The organism is Streptomyces sp. CNX435 (assembly GCF_059570575.1).
In genome coordinates this window covers 89,338-107,587 of the sequence record NZ_JCANTA010000005.1, presented here as the reverse complement: position 1 = coordinate 107,587, position 18,250 = coordinate 89,338, and the positions used below count along the sequence as shown (strand labels likewise).

At 74.6% G+C, this 18,250-nt stretch carries 14 protein-coding genes and 3 pseudogenes; 8 read left to right on the top strand and 9 right to left on the bottom strand.

The window, feature by feature from the left end:
- Positions 1-23: 23 nt before the first annotated feature.
- Positions 24-398: pseudogene (locus T328_RS11365) on the bottom strand (RNA polymerase sigma factor); the annotation flags it as partial.
- On the opposite strand from T328_RS11365, the gene trpS reads away from it, so the two are divergent.
- The 3 genes and pseudogenes from trpS to T328_RS11350 form a co-directional block, all read left to right on the top strand.
- Positions 397-1,416 (top strand): tryptophan--tRNA ligase, encoded by a 1,020-nt coding sequence (trpS, locus tag T328_RS11360; RefSeq protein WP_496495842.1) that lies wholly within the window; start codon positions 397-399, stop codon positions 1,414-1,416. The pseudogene T328_RS11365 and the gene trpS overlap by 2 nt on opposite strands.
- A 21-nt stretch (positions 1,417-1,437) precedes the next feature.
- Positions 1,438-2,019 carry a 2'-5' RNA ligase family protein gene (locus T328_RS11355; protein WP_496495841.1) on the top strand — a complete coding sequence of 194 codons (582 nt, stop codon included), beginning with the start codon at positions 1,438-1,440 and terminating at the stop codon, positions 2,017-2,019.
- 195 nt (positions 2,020-2,214) lie between these two features.
- Positions 2,215-3,006, top strand: a pseudogene (locus T328_RS11350) (YhjD/YihY/BrkB family envelope integrity protein); the annotation flags it as partial.
- On the opposite strand, the gene T328_RS11345 reads toward T328_RS11350, so the two are convergent.
- Complete coding sequence (locus tag T328_RS11345; RefSeq protein WP_496495840.1) at positions 2,914-4,305, bottom strand: D-alanyl-D-alanine carboxypeptidase family protein; 1,392 nt, start codon at positions 4,303-4,305, stop codon at positions 2,914-2,916. The pseudogene T328_RS11350 and the gene T328_RS11345 overlap by 93 nt on opposite strands.
- Positions 4,306-4,655: 350 nt before the next feature.
- On the opposite strand from T328_RS11345, the gene T328_RS11340 reads away from it, so the two are divergent.
- The 3 genes and pseudogenes from T328_RS11340 to T328_RS11330 all read left to right on the top strand — a co-directional run bounded on the left by T328_RS11340 (position 4,656) and on the right by T328_RS11330 (position 7,634).
- Positions 4,656-5,372, top strand: coding sequence for a class I SAM-dependent methyltransferase (locus tag T328_RS11340; RefSeq protein WP_496495839.1), 717 nt, complete (start codon positions 4,656-4,658; stop codon positions 5,370-5,372).
- Between the two features lie 389 nt (positions 5,373-5,761).
- Positions 5,762-5,989 (top strand): annotated as a pseudogene (locus T328_RS11335) (SCO4848 family membrane protein); the annotation flags it as partial.
- Between the two features lie 115 nt (positions 5,990-6,104).
- Entirely contained in the window at positions 6,105-7,634 is a 1,530-nt protein-coding gene (locus T328_RS11330) for a metallophosphoesterase (RefSeq protein ID WP_496495838.1), read from the top strand.
- A 167-nt stretch (positions 7,635-7,801) separates the two neighbouring features.
- Here the strand turns inward: T328_RS11330 and pdxR are convergent, their stop codons facing one another.
- On the bottom strand, positions 7,802-9,316 hold the full coding sequence (gene pdxR, locus T328_RS11325; protein ID WP_496495837.1) for a MocR-like pyridoxine biosynthesis transcription factor PdxR: 1,515 nt from the start codon (positions 9,314-9,316) through the stop codon (positions 7,802-7,804).
- A gap of 46 nt (positions 9,317-9,362) precedes the next feature.
- Between pdxR and T328_RS11320 the strand changes: the two genes are divergently transcribed.
- Together T328_RS11320 and T328_RS11315 are read left to right on the top strand one after the other, a co-directional pair.
- A complete protein-coding gene (locus T328_RS11320; RefSeq protein ID WP_496495836.1) occupies positions 9,363-9,833 on the top strand; it encodes a carboxymuconolactone decarboxylase family protein in 471 nt (156 codons plus the stop codon).
- 116 nt (positions 9,834-9,949) lie between these two features.
- Positions 9,950-10,684, top strand: coding sequence for an isocitrate lyase/PEP mutase family protein (locus T328_RS11315; RefSeq protein ID WP_496495835.1), 735 nt, complete (start codon positions 9,950-9,952; stop codon positions 10,682-10,684).
- 104 nt (positions 10,685-10,788) lie between these two features.
- On the opposite strand, the gene T328_RS11310 is transcribed toward T328_RS11315, so the two are convergent.
- From T328_RS11310 to T328_RS11285, 6 genes are all read right to left on the bottom strand, one after another.
- Entirely contained in the window at positions 10,789-12,546 is a 1,758-nt protein-coding gene (locus tag T328_RS11310) for a serine/threonine kinase C-terminal domain-containing protein (RefSeq protein WP_496495834.1), read from the bottom strand.
- A gap of 30 nt (positions 12,547-12,576) precedes the next feature.
- Entirely contained in the window at positions 12,577-12,897 is a 321-nt protein-coding gene (locus T328_RS11305; protein ID WP_496495833.1) for a hypothetical protein, read from the bottom strand.
- Between the two features lie 137 nt (positions 12,898-13,034).
- A complete protein-coding gene (locus T328_RS11300; RefSeq protein ID WP_496495832.1) occupies positions 13,035-14,807 on the bottom strand; it encodes an AbeC-like domain-containing protein in 1,773 nt (590 codons plus the stop codon).
- Positions 14,808-14,959: 152 nt separating this feature from the next.
- Positions 14,960-15,136: a 50S ribosomal protein L32 gene (gene rpmF, locus T328_RS11295; protein WP_496495831.1), complete on the bottom strand. Its 177-nt coding sequence runs from the start codon at positions 15,134-15,136 to the stop codon at positions 14,960-14,962.
- Positions 15,137-15,563: 427 nt separating this feature from the next.
- On the bottom strand, positions 15,564-16,562 hold the full coding sequence (locus tag T328_RS11290; protein WP_496495830.1) for a malate dehydrogenase: 999 nt from the start codon (positions 16,560-16,562) through the stop codon (positions 15,564-15,566).
- 131 nt (positions 16,563-16,693) lie between these two features.
- Positions 16,694-18,220 (bottom strand): helix-turn-helix domain-containing protein, encoded by a 1,527-nt coding sequence (locus tag T328_RS11285; protein ID WP_496495829.1) that lies wholly within the window; start codon positions 18,218-18,220, stop codon positions 16,694-16,696.
- Between the last annotated feature and the right edge of the window lie 30 nt (positions 18,221-18,250).

Genomic DNA, 18,250 nt, shown 5'->3' with positions numbered 1-18,250 from the left:
CGGCGGACGGCGCCGCCGCCCCGCCGCCGCGCCGCCGACCGGACTGTGTTCTTGGTCTCATCGGCCACGATCCGCAGCAGCCACGGCCGGAAGGCCGCCCCGTCCCGAAAGCCGCCGAGCGCCCGGTATGCCTTGATGAAGGCGTTCTGCACCACGTCCTCGGCGTCCCCACCCGCCCCCAGCAGCAGCGCGAGCCGGTGCGCGGTCTGCGCGTGGGCGCGTACCAGCTCCGCGTACGCCTCGGCTTCGCCGTTCCGTACGCGCGCAACGAGTCGCGCCTCACCCGCACCGTCCCCGCTGATCGCCACTCCTCCCCCCGGATGCCCGCCCGGGGCCTCCACACCATCCCTACACCGCGGGCCCGAAACGCGTTCCGCACCTGAGAGAATGAGCGACATGGCAGCCCCGACCCGTCGCCCCCGCGTGCTCTCCGGCATCCAGCCCACCGCCGGCTCGTTCCACCTCGGCAACTACCTCGGCGCCGTCCGCCAGTGGGTGGCGCTGCAGGAGACGCATGACGCGTTCTACATGGTGGTGGACCTGCACGCGATCACGGTCCCGCAGGACCCGAAGGAACTGCGCGGCAGCACGCGCCTGGCCGCCGCGCAGCTCCTCGCCGCCGGTCTCGACCCGGAGCGCTGCACGCTCTTCGTGCAGAGCCACGTGCCCGAGCACGCGCAGCTCGGCTGGGTGATGAACTGCCTCACCGGCTTCGGCGAGGCGTCCCGCATGACGCAGTTCAAGGACAAGGCCGCCAAGCAGGGCACGGCCAACACCACCGTCGGCCTCTTCACGTACCCGGTCCTGCAGATCGCCGACATCCTGCTCTACCAGGCCGACGCCGTCCCCGTGGGCGAGGACCAGCGCCAGCACATCGAGCTGACCCGCGATCTCGCCGAGCGCTTCAACGCGCGCTACGGCCGGACGTTCACCGTCCCCGCGCCGTACATCCTGAAGGAGACGGCCCGGATCTACGACCTGCAGGACCCGACCGTGAAGATGAGCAAGTCCGCGTCCTCGCCCAAGGGCCTGCTCAACCTCCTCGACGAGCCGAAGTCCTCCGCGAAGAAGATCAAGAGCGCGGTGACGGACACCGGCACCGAGATCCGCTACGACCCGGAGGCCAAGCCCGGCGTCAGCAACCTCCTCACCATCTACTCGACGCTCACCGGAGCCGCGGTCGCCGAACTGGAGCAGAAGTACGCCGGCAAGGGCTACGGTGCGCTGAAGACCGACCTCGCCGAGGTGGTGACCGAGTGGGTGACGCCGTTCCGCTCCCGTACGCAGGAGTACCTGGACGACCCGGAGACGCTGGACTCGCTGCTGGCCAAGGGCGCGGAGAAGGCGCGTGCGGTTGCGGCGGAGACACTCGCAGAAGCGTATGACAAGGTGGGCTTCCTGCCCGCCAAGCACTGAGGGCCCGTGAAGGAGACGCTTGTGGGGACCGTGACGGTCGGTGTATCGATCGCCGTCCCGGAGCCGTACGGCAGCCTGCTGCAGCAGCACCGGATCGGCTTCGGCGACACCGCGGCCCACGGCATTCCCACGCACATCACGCTGCTGCCGCCGACCGCGGCCGGCGCCGGGGAGCTGCCGCGGATCGAGCGGCACCTGGCGCAGATCGCCGACTGCGGGGTGCCGTTCCCGATGCGGCTGAGCGGTACGGACACGTTCCGGCCGCTGACGCCGGTGGTCTTCGTGCAGGTGGTGGAGGGGGCGGCGGCATGCTCCTGGCTGCAGAAGGTGGTCCGGGACGCCTCCGGGCCGCTGGCCAGGGAACTGCAGTTCCCGTACCACCCGCACGTGACGATCGCCCACGACATAGACGAGGCGGCGATGGACCGGGCGGCGGCGGAGCTGGCGGACTTCGAGGCGGCGTGGTCGGTCGGCGGGTTCTCGCTGTACGAGCAGGACGCGGAGGGCGTGTGGCGGCTGCAGCGGGAGTTCCGCTTCGGCGGGGACTCGGCGCTGGAGGTGCCGGCGCAGACGCGCTCCGAACCGGCCCCGTCACCGGGCTGAGGCCCGCCCCGCCCAGCCGGCGCCCCGCGCGCAGCCGCGGCCCACACGTACCCGCGCGCACCCGCGGCCACGCGCACCGCGCGTGCCGTGCCTCTTCCCCCACGCCCCCGCCGCTAACCTGGCGTTTCCGGGGCACGCGGCGTTCCGTACGGCCGCCGCCCGCCCGGTGGCGGCGCGGGGGACGCGACGGCAGGAGTGGGCGTGGAGTGGCTGACCAGGTTGCCCGTCGTCGGCCCGTACGTCGCACGGCTGCTGCGCACCCGCCCGTACCGGGCGTTCGAGCACCTCGACGCCCGGCACTGGAGCCGGCTCGCCGGCGCCGTGACGTTCAGCAGCTTCGTCGCCCTCTTCCCGCTGCTCGCCTCCGCCGCCGCGCTCTCCGCGGCGCTGCTGAGCGAGCGGCGGCGCAAGGACGTGGAGCGGTGGATCACCGAGCAGGTGCCCGGCATCTCCGACCGGCTCGACCTCGGCGGCCTCTTCGCCCACGCGGGCACCGTGGGGCTGATCTCCCTGGCCGCGCTCCTGCTCACCGGCGTCAACTGGATCAGCACCCTGCGCGACGCCCTGCGCGCCGTGTGGGACCGGGAGGACGGCTCCGAGAACCTGTTCGTCGGCAAGGGCAGGGACGCCCTCATCCTGCTGGGCCTCGGCGGCATGCTGCTCGTCTCGCTCACCGTCTCGATCACGACGACGACCGCCGCCGGCGCGGTCCTCGACCGGCTCGGCATCAAGGAGGGCGGCTGGGGCGGCGCGCTGCTGGCGGTCGCCGCGTTCGCCGCCGCCGTGACGGCGGGCTTCCTCCTGCTCGTCTACCTGCTGACCCGGCTGCCCGGTGTGCACCCGCCGCGGCGGCGGGTGCTGGAGGCCGCGCTCGCCGGGGCGGTGGGCTTCGAGCTACTCAAGCTGCTTCTCAGTGGATACCTCAGCGGCGTCGCCGGACGGAGCGTCTACGGCGCCTTCGGGGTCCCCGTCGCGCTCGTTCTCTGGCTCAACTTCATGGCCCGACTCCTGCTCTATTGCGCCGCTTGGACGGCCACGCCCGACGAGGTCGGGGAGCGGCCAGCGGCGGTGGATGACGTAGGCGACGATCGCGAGCAGCACGACTGAGCCGACCGTGATGGCGAGCGCCGTACCGACGCCGCCTTCCTCGCCGGCCGCGGCGGCGGGCTCGGCGCCGTCGGACGCGGACGGCCGCTCGCCGGAGCCGGCGGAGCCGCCGGACTCGCCGTTCTTCCCGGGGGCGCCGTCGGCGTTCTTGCCCGACCCCTGCTCGGCGCCGTCCTCCGGGCGCAGGCCCTCCGGCGGTACCAGCTCGCCGACCGGCTGCACGGCGGGCGCGGCCTTGAAGCCCCAGTCCAGCAGCTTGGCGGCCTCCTTGTAGACGGCGTTGGACTCGCCCTCGTCGGGGTGCATGACGGTGACGAGCAGCACCCGGCCGTCGCGCTCGGCGACGCCGGTGAAGGTGGCGCCGGCCTTGGTGGTGTTGCCGTTCTTGATGCCGGCGATGCCCTCGTAGACGTCGAGGTCGACGTCGCCGGTCAGCAGCCGGTTGGTGTTCTGGATCTCGAAGTACTCGCGCTTCTTGCCCTTCTTCCCGCCGGGGAACTTCGCCCGGGGGGTGGCGGCGTACGTACGGAAGTCCGGGTTCTGCATCCCGGCGCGGGCGAAGAGCGTCAGGTCGTACGCGCTGGAGGTCTGCCCCTTGGCGTCGTACCCGTCGGGGCTGACCACGTGGGTGTCCTCGGCGCCCAGCTCGCGCGCCCGGTCGTTCATGGCCTGCACCGTGGCGTCCACGCCGCCGTTCATGGCGGACAGCACGTGCACGGCGTCGTTGCCGGACCGGAGGAAGACGCCGAGCCACAACTCGCGGACGGTGTAGGTGAGGTTCTCCTTGATGCCGACGAGGCTGCTGCCCTCGCCCATGCCCTCCAGCTCCTCCGCGGCGACCTTGTGCTTCTCCTCCTTGTTGAAGAGGGGCAGCAGGGTGTCCGCGAAGAGCATCTTCAGCGTGCTGGCCGGGGGCAGCTTCCAGTGCGCGTTGTGCGCGGCGAGCACGGCGCCGCTCTCGGCGTCGGCGACGACCCAGGAGCGGCCGGTGAGCTTCCCGGGCAACTCGGGGGCGCCGGTGCCGAGGTCGACGTGGGTCCCGGGCTGGCCGAGCAGGTCGCCCCCGACGTTCGACATCTGGTCAGGCGGCCGGGGCTTGTCGTCCTGGGCCGCGGCGGGCGCGACGCCCGCGAGCGACAGCAGCATGGCGGCGGCGAGCGCGGCGCCGCGGATAGTCACATGAGATGTCGGCACCTCGCGAACTTACCTTGGCGGCGCCATCGATGTGGACACCGAGGTGTGCAAGTTGGCCGAGGACCGCCCCCGGACGGGATCCGGAGGGCGTCCGGGCGGTCCGGGCGTGGTCCGGGGAGGCATCCCCTACAACGCGGTACGAGGTCGACGGTTTCACCGACCACGACCGGCCGGTGGCAAGGCCCGTACGAGGGACGGGGAGACCGGCTGGGTGGAGTGCCAGGTGTGCCTGGCCCGCAACCTCACCCGCGGCAGCGGGCGAACCACCGCCCCGACCACAGCGGTTGAACCGGCCGGAGCACGGACCCGGGTTTCCCCGGCCTACGCTGCGGCGGATGAACGACTACGACGCCTTCGCCGCCGCGTACGCCGCGGAGAACGAGACCAGCCTCATCAACGCCTATTACGAACGACCCGCGATGCTGGACCTCGCGGGCGACGTGACCGGCCGGCGCATACTCGACGCCGGCTGCGGCGCCGGCCCGCTGACCGCCGCGCTGCGCGACCGCGGGGCCGTCGTCACCGGCGTCGACGCCAGCGCCGGGATGCTGGCGCTGGCCGAGCGGCGGCTCGGCGACGGCACGGACCTGCAGCTGGCCGACCTCCGCGACCCGCTGCCGTTCGGCGACGGTGCTTTCGACGACGTGGTCGCGTCGCTGGTCCTGCACTACCTGGAGGACTGGGGGCCGACGCTCGCCGAGATACGGCGCGTGCTCCGGCCCGGCGGCAGGCTGATCGCGTCGGTGGACCACCCCTTCGTGGCGTACACCAACCAGGAGCCGCGGCCCGACTACTTCGCGAGCACCACCTACTCGTTCGACTGGACCTTCGGCGGGCAGACCGCCACGATGACGTTCTGGCGCAAGCCGCTGCACGCGATGACCGACGCCTTCACCGCGGCTGGCTTCCGTCTCACGGCGCTCGTCGAGCCGCAGCCCGACCCGGCCGCGCGTGAGCTGTTCCCCGACACCTTCGACGCCCTCGCGACCAAGACCTGCTTCCTCTTCTTCGTCGTCGAGGTACCGCCTGCGGCCGGTGGATCGGACGGCTAGCAGCCGCGCCTACCGGGTCCTTTCCCGCTGGGCCCGGGTGGGTTCGTGCTCGACTTCACGGCACCCGGGAGCCTTCGGTGGCGCAACCGCGGCCCCAGGCGGACCTGTTGAGCCGGTAGCCGAACTCGACCACGGCGGGTCTGTACTCCGCCAGCGGCCGGGCTCGCCCTGCCCTGGCGCACACAGGGGCCCGTTTCCTTCACTTTCGCCCCATATAAACCCGCACACTTCATCCCTCTCGCCGGAGCGGTCCGGACCAGACCTGGTCACTCCAGGGCGGACGCTTCACGTGAGTTACTCACCCCGCCAGGAGCGTCCGCGCCGGGGCGTCGGCCGGCGGGAAACGACCCCGGAAGGGGTTCCGCGCCCGCAGCGGCGATACTCAAGGCATGCACCTCTCACGTCGCGCGTCCTGGTTTCTGCTCGCCTTCGGCGGGTGGTCCTGGTTCATCTGGATCACGTTCGTCCGCAATCTGTGGAAGGACTCCAGCGGGCTGGCCTTCGAGGACGGCGACCCCACGGGGTACTTCTGGGTGCACCTCACTCTGGCCGTGACCTCCTTCGCGCTGGGGACGACGGTCGGGTGGCTGGGGCTGCGGGGCGTACGGGCGTCACGGCGGGCCGCCGACGGGGCCGCCGGCGGGGTTGCCGAGGGGGGCGCGGGGGGCGCGAGGGCCGAGGGGGGCGCGGGCGGGGACGTGCGCGCGACGGCCGGGGCGGGGAGGTAGCGCCATGGCGTTCGTGCCGATTGCGATCGGGATACTGCTGCTCGTCGCCGGGGCGCACTGGTACGTGTGGCGGCGGCTGGTCCGCGACACCATGCGGCGCGGCGGCTGGCCGCGGCGGCTGGCGACGCCGGCGATCGTGGTGCTGCCGCTGATGATGCTCGGGACGGTGGTCTCGGAGCGGGCCGGGGCGCCGATGGCGCTGCAGCGGGTGCTGGGCTGGCCGGGGCTGATGTGGGTGGCGCTGCTGCTGTATCTGCTGCTGGCGCTGGCGGTGGGCGAGCTGGTGCGGCCGGTGCTGCTGCGGGTCCTGGAGCGGCGGGCGCGGCTGCGGGCGGCGGGCGGTGCGGCTGGTACGGGTGGTGCGGGCGGTGCGGGCGGTGCGGCCGGGGCGGTTCCGGGGGACGAGGCGGAGCGCGAGGCGGCGGTCGCGGCGCTCGCGCAGCAGGTGGCGGTGACGGAGGCGGCGGACGCCGAGACGGTCGCGGGCGGCGGCGGTGGCGACGGCGGCGGTGGCGGTGGCGGTACGGGGACGGCGGCGCCGCTGCGGCTGGAGCCGGTCACCGGGCTCGTGGACGGCGGGGGTACGGGGGCCGGCGGTGTTCCGGACTCCGACGGTCCCGGCGGTCCCGGCGGTCCCGGCGGTGCCGCGGCCGGCGTCGCCGACGACACCCGCGCCGCGGAGCCGGCCGCCGCCGACGTGTCCCGGCGGCTCTTCGTCGCCCGTACCGTCGCGATCGGCGCCACCGCCGTCGCCGCCGGCACCGTCGCGTACGGGGCGTACGGCGTGCTGGGCCGCGCGCCCAGGGTGAAGAACGTCACCGTCCCGCTGACCAAGCTGCCCGCCACCGCCGACGGCTACCGCATCGCAGTCGTCAGCGACATCCACCTCGGCCCCGTCCTCGGCCGCGGCCACACCCAGCGGATCGTCGACACCATCAACGCCCAGCGCCCCGACCTCGTCGCCGTCGTCGGCGACCTCGTCGACGGCACCGTCGACCACCTGGGCTCGGCCGCGGAGCCGCTCGGGCAGCTGAAGGCGCGCGACGGCTCGTACTACGTGACCGGCAACCACGAGTACTTCGGCGGCGCCTCCGGCGCCGCCGAATGGATCGACCACCTCCGCGAACTCGGCCTGCACCCGCTGGAGAACGCCCGCACCGAGCTGCCCGGCTTCGACCTCGCCGGCGTCAACGACGTCTCCGGCGAGGACGTCGGCGAGGGCCCCGACTTCGCGCGCGCCCTCGGCGACCGGGACACCTCCCGCGCCTCGGTGCTGCTGGCCCACCAGCCGGTCGTCATCCACGACGCGGTGGACCACGGCGTCGACCTGCAGCTGTCCGGCCACACGCACGGCGGGCAGCTGTGGCCCGTGACGTACATCGCCGGGGCGGCGAACCCCACGCTGGCCGGGCTGGAGCGGTACGGGGACACGCAGCTGTACGTCACCCGCGGCGCGGGTGCGTGGGGGCCGCCGGTGCGGGTGGGTGCGCCGTCGGACATCACGATGGTGCGGCTGGCGTCGCCGCGGGCGTGAGGGGGCGGCGGACCGCAGCGCCGCGGGCCGGTGCGGCGCGCGCCGCACCGCCGCGGGTCGGCACGGCGCGACGTTCCGGTGGCCCGTGCACGTACGACCAGCGCCTGCGTCACGCCGAGGCGCCAGCACGCCGGGGCGCCGGGCGGTCCGCCACACCCGCACCCGCCCTACGTCTCCGCCTCCAGCACCCGGCACAGCGCCGCCAGCGCCCCCGGATACAGGTGGTCCGGCGGCGTGCCGTACCCCACCACCAGCGCCTCCCCCCGCGGCCCCGGCACCTCCCCCGCCGGCGCCGGCGCCGCGAAGTCGCCGCCCTCCTCCCACGCCCCCTTGCCGTACTCGTACGCCCCCAGCCGGGCCACCGCCAGCCCTTCCCGCGCCGCCCGCGCCAGCACCCGACCCTCGGTACCCGGCGGCAGCCGGACGACGGCGTGCAGCCCCGCCGCGATCCCGGTCACGGTCACCCGCGGCGCCCGCCGCGCCAGTTCGGCGACGAGGCGGTCGCGGCGGCGGCGGTAGCGCTGGCGGGCCGCGCGTACGTGGCGGTCGTAGCCGCCGGACTCGATGAACTCCGCCAGCGTCAGCTGGTCCACCACCCCCGGCGGCGTCCGGCTCAGCGCCTGCACCTCGTGCACCGCGCGCAGCAGCCGCCCCGGCAGCACCATCCAGCCCAGCCGCAGCGCGGGCGACAGGCTCTTGCTGACCGTGCCCAGGTGCACCACGTGCTCCGGGTCGAGCGACTGCAGCGCCCCCACCGGCTGCCGGTCGTAGCGGAACTCCCCGTCGTAGTCGTCGTCCAGCACCACCCCGCCCGTCGCCCGCGCCCAGTCGACGGCCGCCGCCCGGCGCTCCGGGGCCAGCGGGACGCCGGTGGGGAACTGGTGCGCCGGGGTGAGGAGGACGGCGCCGGCGCCGGTGGCGGGCAGCGCGGCGGTGGCGATGCCCTCGTCGTCGCCCTCGTCGTCGTACGGCAGCGGCACCGTCCGCAGCCCGGCGTCGGTGAGCAGTCGGCGGTGCAGCCCCAGACCGTACGGCTCGACCGCGATCCGCCGCACCCCCTCCGCCCGCAGCACCTCCCCCAGCAACCGCAGCCCGCCGGTGAAGCCGGCGCAGACCACGATCCGCCCCGGCTCCGCGTACACGCCGCGTGCCCGCGCCAGATACCCGGCCAGCGCCCGCCGCAGCTCCACCCGGCCGCCGGGCCCCTGGTGGCCGAAGGCCGCTGAGGGCGCCGCCGTCAGCGCCCGCCGCGCGGCGGCGGCCCACGCGGCGCGCGGGAAGCGGGCGGAGTCGGGGGCACCGGGCAGCAGGTTGTACGTCGCCCGCCGGTCCAGCGGGTGCGGCGGCGGCTCCGGCACCCGGGTCACGGCCCGCGCGTGGCGCGGCCGGGCCCGGGCGGCGACCCGGGTGCCGGAGCCCTGCCGGGCGGTCAGCCAGCCCTCGGCGACCAGCTCGGCGTACGCGTCGGCCACCGTGTTCCGCGCCACGCCCAGGTCCGCGGCCAGCGCCCGGGACGACGGCAGCCGGGTGCCCGGCGCGAGCCGGCCGGTGCGCACCGCGTCGCGCAGCGACCGGATCAGCGCGGCACCGGTGCCGCGGCTGCCGCCGCGCACGTCGACGTGCAGGTCCAGGGAGCGCTGGAAGTCCCACAACTCCGTTGAAGTGGCCCAGGAATCCGCCATGGAAATGGACCATACATCTGGGATATGACGATCTAGCGTGGGAGGCATGACACAGCGTCTCAACCTCCGCGAACTCGTCCCCGACGTCCACCGCGCCCTGCTCAGGCTGGAGCAGGCGGCGAAGAAGGACCTCGATCCCGTCGTCTTCGAGCTGGTGAAGCTCCGCGCCTCCCAGATCAACCACTGCGCGTACTGCATCGACAAGCACTCCAAGGACGCGCGCGCCGCGGGCGAGACCGAGCAGCGCCTGTACCTCCTGAACGCCTGGGAGGAAGTGCCGCACCTCTACACCGAGAAGGAGCAGGCCGCGCTGGCCCTCACCGAGGCGGTGACGGTGCTGACCGACGGCTTCGTACCGGACGCGGTGTACGAGCGGGCGGCCAAGCACTTCGAGGAGCAGGAGCTGGCCCGGCTCATCGGCGTACTGATCGCGATCAACGGCTGGAACCGCTGGTGCGTGACCAGCCGGATGGAGGCCGGGCACTACCGGCCGAGCGCACACGAGCAGCCGGCGTGAGAGCGGCGGAGGAGGGCGGCGGGGTCGTGGCGGGTGGCGGGAACGGTGGCAGGGCCGGTGACGGGGCCGGTGACGGGGCCGGTGACGGGGACGGTGGCAGGGCCGGTGGCGGGGACGTGGCGGATTTCCGCGCGCTGCACCACGGCCGGGACGCGGCCGACCCGCTGGTCCTGCCCGGCCCGTGGGACGCCGCGAGCGCCCGCGCCTTCGCCGACGCGGGCTTCCCGGCGCTGGCCACCCCGAGCGCCGGCGTCGCCAGGGCCCTCGGCTACGGAGACGGCCAGGCCACGCCGGTCGCCGAGATGTTCGCGGCGATCGCCCGCATCACCCGCGCCGTGGCCGTCCCCGTCACCGCGGACGTCGAGGCGGGCTACGGCCTGCCGCCGCACGAGCTGGTCGAACGGCTGCTAGCGGCGGGCGCGGTGGGCTGCAACCTGGAGGACACGGTCCACCCCGGCAAGACCCTGCGGGACGCCGCCGAGCAGGCGGACTTCCTCGCCGGGGTACGCGCCGAGGCGGGCGACCGGCTCTTTATCAACGCCCGCATCGACACCTTCGTACGCGGCGTGCCCGACCCGGCGGCGGCGATCGAACGCGGGCGCCTGTACGCGGCGGCCGGCGCCGACGGCGTATACCCGATCACGGCGCCGCCGCGGCACCTGCGGCTGCTGGCCGACGAGATCGGACTGCCGGTCAACGCCCTGGCGGTACCGGACGACCCGGGCCTGAAGGAGCTGGGCACGCTGGGGGCGAGCCGGATCACCTTCGGAGGCGGGCTGCTCGACCGGACACTGGCGTCGGTACGGCAGTTGGCGACGGAGCTGCGCGGGGCGACCGCCGACGGGGGGTGAGGCGGAGTGGGGGCCCCGAATCGAGCTGATCCATCCCCTCGCTGAGTAGGACCACGCCGGCGACGTCGTCCGGGAGAACACCCCCGCCGCACAGCGCTCTCGCCTCAGCCCCCAACCGGCTCCGGGCACTCCGCCTCCGTGCAGAACGACGCCGCCATCTCGTCGACGACTTCCCGCTGCCGCGGCCAGTCCGCCTCCGGGCCCGAGACGAGGAGGGCGTACATCCTCCCGTCCGCCGTCTCCCGGTCGTGCAGCAGAACGCGCCGCGGACCGAGCTGCGGGTCGGTGTAGGAGTAGTCGTACTCCGCCGCGGTGCCCAGATCCACCAGGTCGTTGAGCCGGTAGCCGTCGGCGTCCTCCTTGGTGTCCTCGATTATCTGCACGGCCTCGTACGGACTGACCTGCTCGGTCACCTCGTAGACCTGGAGGAACGCGCCGTTCGCGAAAGGCTCTTCGTAGAACACGGACACTCCCTCGGTGCGGCGCTCCCAGTCCTCGGGCACGGCGAGCGAGTACCCGTCCTCCGCGGCGAGGACGTAGCCGGGCGGGACGGCGGACTCCGTGGGTGACGGCGACGGCGGCTCGGAGGACGGCGAGGGGTCCTCCGTCGGCGGCTTCGGCTCCGCCGTGGCGCTGCGACGCGGCTTCGCCTCCTTGCCGTCGTCGTCTCCGCCGAGCAGCAGCCAGCCGCCGGCGGCGAGACCGCTGGCGACGATCACGACGAGCCCCACCACCGCCGCGATCACGCCGCGGCGGCGCGGCGGGCGCTCGGACTCGACGCCGAGTTCGAAACCGGGGTAGTACGGGGTGGGGGCGGCGGCGTAGTGGTCGTACGACGGATCGTGCCCGGGGTCCTGCCCGTACGCCGCCGGGTACCCGGGCCCCGGCGGCGGGGTGGCCGACTGCGTCGGCAGGTCGGGCGCCGCAGGCACCGCGCCGGGGCCGGATTCCGGGCCCCAGCCCGGTGCGGTGGGCGGCGGCGGGTGGGCGGACCACGTCGGCAGACCAGGCGCCGGGACCATCGCGCCGGGCCCGCGCTCCGCGCCCCAGTCGGGTGCGGTGGCGGGCGGCGCCGAAGAACCGGGCTCCGCCGCCCAGTTGGGTGCGGCGAGGGGCGGTGCCGGCAACCCGGCCTCCGCCGGCGGGGCGGGCAGGGCGGGCGCGGGCGGTATAGCGGGGGCGGGCGGCTCGGCGGGCGCCGACGGCCCGGCGGATGCAGGCAGCTCGGCCCCGGTGCCCGCGGGTCCGGGGCCCGGCGGCGGCCATGTCCCCCGGTCCTCCCACCACTCCCGCGCCGCCTCCGCCGGCGGCCCCGCGTCGGCTCCGGGGCCCGGGAGCCCGTCGCCGGTGTCCCGGACGGGTACGTCGGCCGGATCGTCCGCGGCGGCACCGGAACCTTCGGCCCCGTCTTGGGCGGACGGATCCGACGGCGGCGAGTCCGTGGGAGCGGAACCGGAGTCGGGAGCCCCGTCCTCAGGAACTTCGCCCTGCGGAACTTTGCCCTCCGGAACCTCGTCCTCCGGGGTCCCGTCCCCGGCCGCCCGGTCCGACGACTCCGGGGCAGCCGCGTCAGGCACGGAGTCCCGGACTTCGTCCTCCGAGGACCGGACCTGCGCGTCGGTCGAGACGCCGGGGCCGCCGTCGGAAGTCCCTCCTTCCGGGGGCTCTTCCGGCTCCGCCGGGGACGACGACTCCTCGGGCTCGGGGCCCGGAGCCGTGCCCTCCGGCGGGGCGTCCGGTACCGGCGGCGGCTGGGTGGGCGGGGCCGCCGGCGGCGGAGGGGTGCTCGGGGGTGGTGGGACCGCAGGTCCCTGCAGCCACTGCTGCGCGTCCTCGTCCCAGTACGACCCGCCGCCGCTCATGTGCCTCTCCCCTGTCCCCCTGCCCGGCTCTCAGCCGAGCAGCCGGCCGATCGACTCCACCGCTGCCGCCGCCGCGGCGCTGCCCGTGCCGACGATCTGGCCCAACTCCAGCCGGTCCCGAAGCCGTTCCAGGCGGGTTCGGTCCCCGCGGCCGGCCCGCGCCTCGTTCTCCAACTCGATCAGCTCCTGCTCGTCGGCGACGGCCGTCTCCGAGGGCGGCTGCGCGAGCAACTCGGCACGCAGCGCACGGAGACTCGTCACCAATGCCTCGGCGTCCGCCGGCACACCGAACCGTACCGAGGAGTCGACGGCCCGCGCCCCCGGCCCCTGGGCCACGGCGCCGCCCGACATCGTGCCGATACTGATCCCTCCGGGCAAGGGCGGCGGCACCGACGGCGGCGGAGGCGGCGACGACGAAGGCGCCTCCGGCACCGGCCCGTCCCCGCTCCCGGCTGCCCCACGGTCACGCCCCCACTCGTCCTGCTCGTTCACGGCCTGCCCCGCCTCTCCCGTGCGCCGTTCCGCTCCCGACCCGGCCCTGCCCCGTCGCCCCGCTGCGTCGCCGTCGCTCCCGGACCCGACGCCACCGCACCGCCGCTCATCGCGCCGATGTACACCCCGCCCTCGTTCACGTTGACGACGTACTGCTCGAACTCCCCCGTCTCGTGTCCGCTCTCCCGCAGCGCCTCCGTCACCCCGCTCGCGATGCGGTCACGGACCGTCTTCACATACCGGCTCACGTCCATCTCCTGGAACAGCGATGCCTTCGGCGACACCGCCAGCTCCCGCACCGACGTGGCCGGCCCTTCCGCCGGCCGCCGGGTCAGGTCGGCCAGCCACGTGCGGAACACCGACGCCAGGGTGCCGCCCATGGAGACGACCGCCGCGATCGACGACGACGGCGCGGTCAGCACCGACCGGGCGAGTGTCCGCACGCCGCTGCCGCGGAGGGCGAGGCGGTCGACCTCGCGGAACTCCGGCCGGACCGGCGACAGGACGTGCGGCACGACCTCCAGCACGAGCATCCCGCCCTGCGTGTGCACCCGCACCAGGATCGTCACCACGACCTGCTCCGACCACGCGCCCACGCGGATGCGCAGGAAGTAGCGGCGGGCCTCGCCGCCCTCGTCGACCGCGCCGCGGACGTGCTGGTCGACGGTGGCGTCGTCGCGGCGGACGTCGCCGCCCCGCGGGGGCGGGGGGAGGTAGACGAGGTGGGCGACCTCCAGGTCCTTCAGCCGGTCCCGGCTGCCGGCGGCGGTCGCGTCGCGCAGCGCGGCGAGCCGCGGCAGGATCAGCTCGATGACCCTGCGGCTGGTCAGCGTCTCGCCGCCGGAGCCGCCCGGGCGCCGCTTCAGCTCCACGGCCAGCGACCAGGGTTCGTACGGGACGCCGTAGCCGACGAACGGGCGGTCGAAGTCGTAGATGGTGAGCCGCGAGTACTGCTCGTGGGCGATGGCCGCGGCGATTCCGTGGTAGGCGGCCGGCAGGCCGGGCGGGACGGCGCTGGGGAACGCGTTGGCGGACAGCTCGTCGCGCACGGTCTTCTCGATCCGGGTCCGGTGTGCCCACACCGGACATACCAGCAGCAGCGGGAAGACCACCGCCGTCCAGGCGCCCTCGGGCAGCATGGAGACGGCGGCGAACCAGTAGACGGCCATGTACACATACCCCAGGAGGCGCAGCGCCCGCCCCAGGCGCACCCGCCTGGGCCTCAGCCGCCCGGCGGCGGTGCGCGGGCCGGCGCCGTAGACGTCGAACCCGGCGCGCCCGCCGGCCACGGCCGCGGCCCACAGCAGGAGGGACGGCAGGGCGTACGCGGACGCCCACGCAGCCGCGTCCGGTACGGCGTTCGCGAACGTCGGCAGGGTCATGTCCGGCACGTCGTCTCCGACCACCCGCAGACCCACGTCCGGTACCACGTCCTCCGCAACCGTCAGGTCCGCGTACGGCACGCTGTCGCTCAGCACCGTGCTGAAGAGGATGAACGCGGCCCAGACCGCGAGCACCCCTAACGCCGTCACCGTCTCCCGGCGGCGGGAGCGCAGCGCATGCCCGAGCACGGTGACGACGTCCACGCCCAGGGACGGCGCGACCGCACGTTCCCGGTGCTCGACCAGCTCCCGCAGCACCCCACGCCGGAACTCCGGGTCGAGGTAGGTCCCGGCGCACAGCAGCCGGGTCGCCTCGCTGTGCCGGGGCACCGGGCTGCTGCCGGTGGACACCGGCCCGGCGGGCCGCGGTACAGCCGCCGTCGACACATCGTCACCCTGCGACAACTCGTCCCCTAGATCCGCTTTTTGACCTGCACGATCGTAACGTTCTGCTGTCCGGCAGTCACTTCGGGGGCAGGGGTGCGCCCGCTCCGGTGCCCCGGCCGGGCCCGACAGCCCGGCCGGGGCGACCGCGCGCGCTACGGGCGGTAAACCTGACGGCCCTTGTACTGCCCGCAGTGCGGGCAGGCGGTGTGCGACGGCTTGGGCTCGCCGCACGCCGCGTTCGGGCACGTCGTCAGCGCGGGCACGGAGACCCGGCCGCGCCACTGCGCGCGGTGGTGGCGGACCCGGGCCCGCGATTTCTTTCTGAACATGGAGCTGGACACGCTGGTTCCCTTCCTCCGGTGGACGTTCGCTGCGGTGCGGCGAACGCGGGCGGGGGATCCCGCCCGACCAGGGGCCGGAGAACCAGGGCGGTGTCGGGGTGCACGCACGGGCACGCATACGCGTACGCGTACGGCAAAGGCAACTGAGGCACGGGGACGTCCCGGAGACGGAATGGTCGAGCAGGGCAGGCCGAAGCAGCCCCGCGGCTGGCGGGGCCGGGGCGGGGTCGCTAGTGCGCCTCGGGTGTGTTGACCGGCTCGGAGACCATGCGCCCGACCGTAGAGACGAAGCCCGCTCTGCCGCAACCGAATAAGCCCGCACGCGAAAACCGCGGCGAGCCCTCCCGAAGGAGAACTCGCCGCGGCCGGTTGACGCGTGGTCGCGTGGTCGCTTGGTCGCGTGACGCCCGGTCGCTCAGACGAGGCCGAGGGCGCGTACCGCCTCGCGCTCCTCCGTCAGCTCCTTCACGGAGGCGTCGATGCGGGTCCGCGAGAACTCGTTGATCTCCAGCCCTTGCACGATCTCGTACGAGCCGTCGGCGCAGGTCACCGGGTACGAGGAGATCAGGCCCCCGGGCACACCGTACGAACCGTCCGACGGGATGCCCATCGACACCCAGTCGCCCTGCGGGGTGCCGTTGACCCACGAGTGGACGTGGTCCACCGCGGCGTTGGCGGCCGAGGCCGCCGACGAGGCGCCGCGGGCCTCGATGATGGCCGCGCCGCGCTTGGCGACGGTCGGGATGAACTCGTCGGCCAGCCACTTCTCGTCGTTCACGACCTCGGCGGCGTTCTTCCCGGCGATCTCGGCGTGGAAGACGTCCGGGTACTGGGTCGCGGAGTGGTTCCCCCAGATCGTCAGCTTCTTGATGTCGCCGACCGCGGCGCCGGTCTTCTTCGCCAGCTGCGACAGCGCGCGGTTGTGGTCGAGGCGGGTCATCGCGGTGAACCGCTCGGCCGGCACGTCCGGCGCGGCGGCGCGGGCGATGAGCGCGTTGGTGTTGGCGGGGTTGCCGACGACCAGGACCTTGATGTCGTCCGCGGCGTGGTCGTTGATGGCCTTGCCCTGCGGCTTGAAGATGCCGCCGTTGGCCTCCAGCAGGTCGCCGCGCTCCATGCCCTTGGTGCGCGGGCGGGCGCCGACGAGCAGCGCGACGTTGGCGCCGTCGAAGGCGACGTTCGGGTCGTCGGTGATGTCGATGCCGCGCAGCAGCGGGAACGCACAGTCGTCCAGCTCCATCGCGGTGCCCTCGGCGGCGCCGAGGGCCGGGGTGATCTCCAGCAGCCGCAGCCGGACCGGCACGTCCGGGCCGAGGAGCTGGCCGGAGGCGATGCGGAAGAGCAGCGCGTAGCCGATCTGCCCGGCCGCGCCGGTGACGGTGACGGTGACGGGGCTGTCGGGAGTGCGGGTCATGGTGATCTCTCCGATGAGGGGGCGCGACGTACGGGCTGGCGGGGCCCGGGCGGCCAAGGGCAGCCGTGCCCCCGGGGGCCCAATCTATCCGACTGGCACGGAGTGCCGGGGGGCGGCCGGTGTGGGCCCGCTCACGGCGGCGTGCCCTCCGTGCAGTCCGCCGTGCCGTCGGGGAGCGCGGCGCAGGCCCGTACGCCGTTGAGCCGTTCCGCGGCGACCATCGCGGTGTAGCCCTCGCTGGTCCCGGCGGACGCGTCCTCGCGGACCGGCTCCTCGCCCGGCACCTCGGCGAGGGCCGTCACGGTCGCGCCGGGTTCGGCGGCGGTGATCCGGGCCCACGCCGCCTGGCAGGGCTCGCTGTAGCGGATCTCCAGGAGCATGGCGCCGACATACGTCTGCGTGGTCGTACGGGCGAAGTCCCCGCCGCAGCCCATCTCGTCGGGGTCCTTGCCGGTGCAGTCGGCGCCCCGGCACTCCACGCCCTCGGGCAGCGGCTCGGACTCGGACTCGGACTCGGAATCGGACGGCGACCCGGACGCCGGGCCGGTGGGGTCGGTGTCGGGCGGCGGTCCGCCGCGCGGCTCCTGCCGCTCCTCGACGCCGGGGTCGGTGATCAGTCCGTGGGCGACGTAAGCGGCGCCGGCGCCGCTGCCGGTGAGGAGCAGCGTGACGAGGCCGGCGAGGAGGACGCGGCGCAGCGGCCAGTTCTTCTTGGGGGGTGGGGTGGCGGTGGTGGACGTCGCGAGGGTGCGGGACGCCGGGGGCGGGCCGACGGCCGGCTCCGGCTCGGGGTCGGGAGTCGGGGCGGGGGCGGCCGGAGGGGGGCGGGAGAGGGAGCGGAGCTTGGTGGTCTCGTCGTTCTCCCGGGAGGAGTCGGCGGAGCCGGTCCCGGTCCCGGTCCTGGCTTCGGTTCCGCTGCCGGTCCCGGTCCCTGTCCTGGCTCCGGTTCCGCTTCCCGTCCCGGTCCTGGAGCCGGCCTCGGCTCCGGCTCCCTCTCCGGCGCCGGGCTCGGCTCCGGGTCCGGTCTCCCGTCCGGCTCCCGTCGACCGTCTTCCCGGCAGCTCCTCCGCACGCATCCGCCGCTCCGGCGGCGGCGGGGGGCCGGGGCGTACCGCCGAGCGCTCGGTGGCATCGGGGCGTACGGGCCCCGCAGCCCTCGCGGGTCTCTCCGTCGGCCCCTCCGGGTGCTCGGGACGGGATATCTCCTCCGGCCGCGGTATCGCCCCCGCGCCGGATATGTCCTCGCCACGGCTCCTGCCCCGGCCCAGGACCCCCCGCAGCCCCCGCCCCTGCCGGCCGCCCGGCGCCGCACGACCGGCGTCCGCGTCGGCGTCCGACCCCGGCTCCGCCGCCCGCAGGGCCCGCAGCGCCGCCTCGTTCCGCAGCTCCGCCCGGCTCCAGGCGCGGTCGGCCGCGCCCCACTCGGTCATCAGCTGCTCGTCCCGCGCGTCCGTCACCTCCGCGAACGCGACCACCGACTCCCGCGACGGCATCAGCCGCCCGCCCAGGTAGCGCTCCCACGACGACCTGCTGTACCCCGTGCGGTCCGCGACCTCCGACACGGTCAGGCCGCTGCGGTCGACCAGCCGGCGCATGTGCTCGGCGAACTCCCGTATCTGCGGGTCGAGATCTTCCGGCAGCTCCTTCCAGCGAGGCATCACTACTCCCTCGTTCCCCCATGTTCCCCG

What these genes read in the sequence shown, in the direction of transcription:
- trpS (WP_496495842.1), top strand. Translation starts at nt 397, where the DNA reads ATGGCAGCCCCGACCCGTCGCCCCCGCGTGCTCTCCGGCATCCAGCCC.
- T328_RS11340 (WP_496495839.1), top strand. Translation starts at nt 4,656, where the DNA reads ATGAACGACTACGACGCCTTCGCCGCCGCGTACGCCGCGGAGAACGAG.
- T328_RS11330 (WP_496495838.1), top strand. Translation starts at nt 6,105, where the DNA reads ATGGCGTTCGTGCCGATTGCGATCGGGATACTGCTGCTCGTCGCCGGG.
- pdxR (WP_496495837.1), bottom strand. Translation starts at nt 9,316, where the DNA reads ATGGCGGATTCCTGGGCCACTTCAACGGAGTTGTGGGACTTCCAGCGC.
- T328_RS11320 (WP_496495836.1), top strand. Translation starts at nt 9,363, where the DNA reads ATGACACAGCGTCTCAACCTCCGCGAACTCGTCCCCGACGTCCACCGC.
- T328_RS11310 (WP_496495834.1), bottom strand. Translation starts at nt 12,546, where the DNA reads ATGAGCGGCGGCGGGTCGTACTGGGACGAGGACGCGCAGCAGTGGCTG.
- T328_RS11305 (WP_496495833.1), bottom strand. Translation starts at nt 12,897, where the DNA reads ATGTCGGGCGGCGCCGTGGCCCAGGGGCCGGGGGCGCGGGCCGTCGAC.
- rpmF (WP_496495831.1), bottom strand. Translation starts at nt 15,136, where the DNA reads ATGTTCAGAAAGAAATCGCGGGCCCGGGTCCGCCACCACCGCGCGCAG.
- T328_RS11290 (WP_496495830.1), bottom strand. Translation starts at nt 16,562, where the DNA reads ATGACCCGCACTCCCGACAGCCCCGTCACCGTCACCGTCACCGGCGCG.
- T328_RS11285 (WP_496495829.1), bottom strand. Translation starts at nt 18,220, where the DNA reads ATGCCTCGCTGGAAGGAGCTGCCGGAAGATCTCGACCCGCAGATACGG.